Below are 1,901 nucleotides of genomic sequence, written 5' to 3'. Positions count from 1 at the left end.
CAGGGCATTAACAAGATCATCCTCCTGGCCCACCTGCAGCAGCTCCAAAACGAGGTAACCCTGGCCAGCCAACTGCGGGATGTCGATGTCATCATCGCCGGCGGCTCCCACCGTGTTATTGCCAAGCCCACCGACCGCCTCCGCCCTGAAGATGTGCGCACGGGCGATTACCCCATCCTGCGCACCTCAGCCAGTGGCCAGCCGGTGGCAGTGGTCAACACCGGCGCCAACTACCGCTACGTGGGCCGCTTGGTGGCCGGCTTCGACGCCAATGGGGTGATTGCCCGCATCGATCCGGTAAGCGGCGCCTATGCCACCGACGACCAAGGGGTGGCAGCCGTGCGCGGCACTCCCAACCCCGACGTGGTGCGGGTGGCCAACGAGATCGGCAACATCATCCGCACCAAGGATGGCCGCACCTTTGGCTCTACTACGCAATTCCTCAACGGCCTGCGGGCCGAGGTGCGCACCGAGGAAACCAACCTGGGCAACCTCACGGCTGATGCCAACTTGGCCTACGCCAAAACTGTCGATGCCACCACGGTTATCTCCCTGAAAAACGGGGGTGGCATTCGCGCTCCCATTGGGGCTACCACCGGCGGCGGCGGCGGCGAGCCGGTGCGGCGGATCCCTCCGCTGGCCAACCCCGATGCCGGCAAGCAGTCAGGCCAAGTTTCGCAACTGGATATCGAAACTGCCTTGGCCTTTAACAACGGCCTGTCGCTGGTGACCGTCACCGCCGAGGAGCTGAAACAATTGATAGAACACGGGGTGGCGCAAAGCCAGCCAGGGGCCACGCCGGGCCGCTTCCCGCAGATTGGCGGCTTTGCCTTCAGCTTTGATCCGTCGCGACCACCGGGATCCCGCGTGATCTCTTTGCGGGTGGACACACCCACGGGCCGGGATGTGGTGGTGCGCAACGGCCAGTTGCAAGGGGATCCCCGCCGTACCTTCCGCCTGGTGACGCTGGACTTCCTGGCCAACGGTGGGGATGACTATCCCTTCCCGCGCCTGTCTAACCCCAACCGGGTGAACTTGGCCCCCAGCTCCGGCATCACTTTTGACACCCCCGGCAGCGAGCAGGATGCGCTGGCTCGCTACTTGCGGCAGATCGGCGTGTTCACCCAGGAGGATACCCCGGCTGCGCAAGATACCCGCATCCAGAACCTCTCGGTGCGCCAGGATACGGTGCTGCAAGGCCTCTAGTCTGGGCTGTTGCCGAGCCCGCCGCCCCTCTCCTTGCTGGGGGAGGGGTTGGCGTTTGTCGGGAGCAAGACCTTGGACTTTTGGGAAGGGATGTTGCCAAGTGGATCAGAAAGGATCGCTGGTAATTTAGGGATCCCTTTTGGGTTGTCCGGAAAACTTGATCCCTGAGACCGTTGTTTTTTGGGCAGTGTTGACGGATTTTGGTCAAGGATTGGAACTACGCTACTATCGAGTGAAATCGACTTTCCCTCCCTTCGCCATTATGACCCTGGAAACGTTTTTCACCCAGCTCAACGCCAACGGCTTGACGATTGCCATCCTGCTCTTTGCGGCTCCTTGGCTGGTTTGGGTTCTCTGCCACTGGATCCCGGGGCAGTGGGAAGAGCCTTTTTTGCTCAGCTTGAACATCGGCTTGGCAGCGGTGAGCCTTGTCCTCTGGGCCGGTTACTTGGCCTATGCCACCAACACGGCTGGCTGGCAGGCGGTGGTGAAGCAAGCGGATATGTTTCTGCTGCTGGTGCCTCCCTACTATTTCCTTAGCTCCATCTGGGTGGCACGGCAGCGCATGCCGCTCTCGCGGGTGCCGGCTTTCCGCACCTTGCAAGGGATCGGCCTCTTGGCGGCAGTCTATCTCATTTTTTCTTGGCTCAGCCGCCGGGTCTATGTTGTCTTTTTTTCCTACATGCCCTTCTCAG

2 protein-coding genes are annotated in these 1,901 nt (G+C 61.4%); both read left to right on the top strand.

Features of this window, described 5'->3' with window-relative positions:
• Nucleotides 1–1,206: bifunctional metallophosphatase/5'-nucleotidase (locus NW857_RS11925; RefSeq protein WP_414369055.1), on the top strand; the 1,206-nt coding region annotated here is incomplete at its 5' end.
• Between the two features lie 139 nt (nt 1,207–1,345).
• The coding region (locus NW857_RS11920; RefSeq protein WP_414369054.1) for a hypothetical protein at nt 1,346–1,901 on the top strand (556 nt) is incomplete at its 3' end.

The organism is Synechococcus sp. H55.9, from assembly GCF_047462355.1.
Lineage (GTDB): Bacteria > Cyanobacteriota > Cyanobacteriia > Thermostichales > Thermostichaceae > Thermostichus.
The sequence above is the reverse complement of the archived record's forward strand: the minus strand, read 5'-3'. Positions and strand labels throughout refer to the sequence as shown.